Annotated in this window: 3 protein-coding genes; all 3 read right to left on the reverse strand. The window is 29.9% G+C overall.

Annotation, left to right across the window (positions count from 1 at the left end; all coding sequences use genetic code 11):
* Nucleotides 1-87: 87 nt before the first annotated feature.
* Nucleotides 88-642 (reverse strand): hypothetical protein, encoded by a 555-nt coding sequence (locus tag G9Q29_RS14780; RefSeq protein WP_166139216.1) that lies wholly within the window; start codon nucleotides 640-642, stop codon nucleotides 88-90.
* A gap of 171 nt (nucleotides 643-813) precedes the next feature.
* Nucleotides 814-1,536, reverse strand: a complete 723-nt coding sequence (locus G9Q29_RS14785) for a VCBS repeat-containing protein (RefSeq protein ID WP_166139219.1) — start codon at nucleotides 1,534-1,536, stop codon at nucleotides 814-816.
* A 586-nt stretch (nucleotides 1,537-2,122) separates the two neighbouring features.
* Nucleotides 2,123-2,809 carry a hypothetical protein gene (locus G9Q29_RS14790; RefSeq protein WP_166139221.1) on the reverse strand — a complete coding sequence of 229 codons (687 nt, stop codon included), beginning with the start codon at nucleotides 2,807-2,809 and terminating at the stop codon, nucleotides 2,123-2,125.
* Nucleotides 2,810-2,912: the final 103 nt, after the last annotated feature.

A 2,912-nucleotide genomic window follows, 5' to 3' on the forward strand; every position in this document is an offset into this window, starting at 1 on the left:
CGGATTTGCCAAATCTTCCAAATACAAAACCAATTTCAAATTAAGCCTAATACCCAAATTGCTTGTAGCGTGTGTTAGCACCAGTACTTATTTTTTCGGTTTACTTTTCTTCAAATATTTACTCATCAGATTTATATAAATATCATCAAATTCCACTAGAGTTATCTTATTCCATGGAATTTCAGTTGTTTCTGTGTCAAGATTTCCTTTTGCATCAAAATAATTTATATCTACTTTTTTGCTTGTTATTTTTATAATCGGTCCAATGTCAAATGTGTCATCTTCTGAATATTCATTTCTGACGATTACATTATAGCCTAACTTTGAGATTGATTCAAAAACTGTTTTCCAAGAACTCAAGTCAATATTATGGTCTTTTATATTTGGCTCGATTAGTTTTTCTGCTTTACAGATTTTTTCATAGAAAATGTCGTTTCTATTTCGGCGTAATTTTGAAATATGTTCAATAGGAAATATTAAAAAACCTCTGACCACAAAATCATCAACTTCTTTTGCCAAAACTAGTTCTTCAGACAAACCAATTATAAATGCTCTTTTACTGTCAAAATCTTCTCCGTTTAAAGTTCTTGATATGTGAGAACATTTCAAATTTTCTATAAAGTCATTAATTTTCTCTTTCAATTTTAATGTGTTCAGGGTTTCACGAGGTATTGGTGCTAACGTTCCGGCGCTTGGCGAGGTTGCGAAGTTCGGAAGCGATTATATTCTATCAAAGATAAAATTTCTTGCGAGAAATAAACGTGAATTTACTACAAAATTCGCAATCTTGCCAAACGCCTGTTACCAGCAGTATTAATTTTCTATTAGTAATTCTTCAGGTTTTTTGAGTTCATACTTTTTCATTTCTTTTCTTGTCAATTTATTAGTAACGTTATAATTGTCTTTGTATAAGTATTGAACCATTATAGGATAATTCATTTTGTTATTAAGGCAGACCAAATTTCCATTGACAAAATTATAAATGTTGAAAAGCCAATAATTATGATTTTTGTGATTTTGTAGAGTCTTTGTAATGATTTCAAAATTTCCGTCACCATTCAAATCTCTTTCCGTCATATTTTCTCCAAATTTATCGTCAAAAGATATTTTGGTAAATTCTTTATTAGTTTTTTGGAAAAAGTAAATTACTCTAACATTTAATGAGGCAAGTCCAGAACCCATATAATAACAAACAATTTTAAAATCTATTTTTCCATCACCATTAAAGTCAGCAATAAAAAATCCATCAGTTCCTTGAGCAGGAATTTCTTCAAAGTACTTTCTGTTTTTCGATTTTGTTTTCACCTCTACATAAGTTTCTCTTGAATTTTCGGTATTTCCGTGTATGGTAACTTCTAGATCAGAATTATCATTGAAAAATGAATTTACAATTTTAGAATAATTTAATGCGTTCTCCTTTTCAGTCATTTTAAATTCTAAGGAAGTACTTTTTACACTTTTAAATTTTTCAAAAGGATATTGTCCAAAAACAATAATTGGAAAAAAAAGAAAGATGTATTTTAAGAAATTCGTCATAAAATATTGCTGGTAACGTCCCGACGCCTCACGCCGTTGCGAACTTCGGGACCGATCAGTTTCGGCTAAGATAAAAAAACTTGCGAAACGAAAGTGTCAATTTAGAAGAAAATTCGCAATGGCTTGAGACGGCTGTTATGCGTGGGTTTATTTTTGTGGAAAAATTTACTTCTATCTTCTTTTCGGATAATGATTTTCAAATTTCAGTTTCCAAGTTTCGCTTTCAAGTTTCTGCTTTCAAGTTTCTGCATTCAAGTTTCACTTTCAAGTTTCTGCATTCAAATTTCTGCTTTCAAGTTTCGCTTTCAAGTTACTGCTTTTCAAATTTCAGTTTCCAAGTTTCGCTTTTAAGTTTCACTTTCAAGTTTGTGCTTTCAAAAACTCTGGCGGTAAGGTAATTTTATTTCTAATTCTTAATGTCTGCGTAAATTCCAAAACTCACGCATAACGTTCCGGCGCTTGGCGAGGTTGCGAACTTCGGAACTGATTATTTTCTTTCAAAGATAAAATTTCTTGCGAAATGTAAATGTGAATTTACTACAAAATTCGCAATCTTGCCAAACGCCTGTTAGTGGCTGTTTTTTTGTTAGAATCCATATGCTTCGATTCTGTATTTGTATTTCTTTTTTTTAATAATCCATATGATTTCGTAACCGCCAGCTCCATCACTATTTGAAGAAAAAATATATAAGATATCATTTTTTTCGTCATAATTTGCTTTTGAGTTATACAAACTTGGTTCATATAAATTTTTCAGCGCTTCGTTTGGTAATTCTATTTTTATGTTATTTATTTCAATTTGAATTGATTTATATTCTGTTTTCGGAATATTTCCATCAGTACCAAAAAATTGCGAATTATCTATTTTCACTAATATAGATTTGTCATTTTTGAAGAAATTTAATTTATGTTTTTCTTTGATAAATTTAGCTTCACAAATTTCAATTTTTACATTTTCATTTTCCAACTTCACTTTTCCATCAAGTTCTGATTTCAATGGAATTTTTTGAAAGTCGGTTATGTATTTAATTCTGTCTTTGTAAATGTATCCATTTAATTCTTTTCCGTTTTTTTTGTAATCAATATTTATCCAATTTCCTTTTGGTTCAAAACAGTAAACAATAAATCCATTTTCTAACTTGTCGGAAATATTGTTTACTTTTTCGGCTGATTTTCTAACATTTACAAATCCGTCCAAATCGTTTATTATTCCAAATTGCGAGAAGCAAAAATTGAAATTAAAAATTAAAAAAAAGTAGATTATTCTTTTCATATTCAGATTTTCTGGTAAAATAGCCACTAACGTTCCGGCGCTTGGCGAGGTTGCGAACTTCGGAACTGATTATTTTCTATCAAAGATAAAATTTCTTGCGAGA

The sequence above is a fragment of the Flavobacterium turcicum genome (genome assembly GCF_011365745.1).
Taxonomy (GTDB): Bacteria; Bacteroidota; Bacteroidia; order Flavobacteriales; family Flavobacteriaceae; genus Flavobacterium; species Flavobacterium turcicum.

Bases quoted from the DNA above. Each gene is read 5' to 3' on its own strand.
- G9Q29_RS14790 (WP_166139221.1), bottom strand. From the start codon at position 2,809: ATGAAAAGAATAATCTACTTTTTTTTAATTTTTAATTTCAATTTTTGC.
- G9Q29_RS14785 (WP_166139219.1), bottom strand. From the start codon at position 1,536: ATGACGAATTTCTTAAAATACATCTTTCTTTTTTTTCCAATTATTGTT.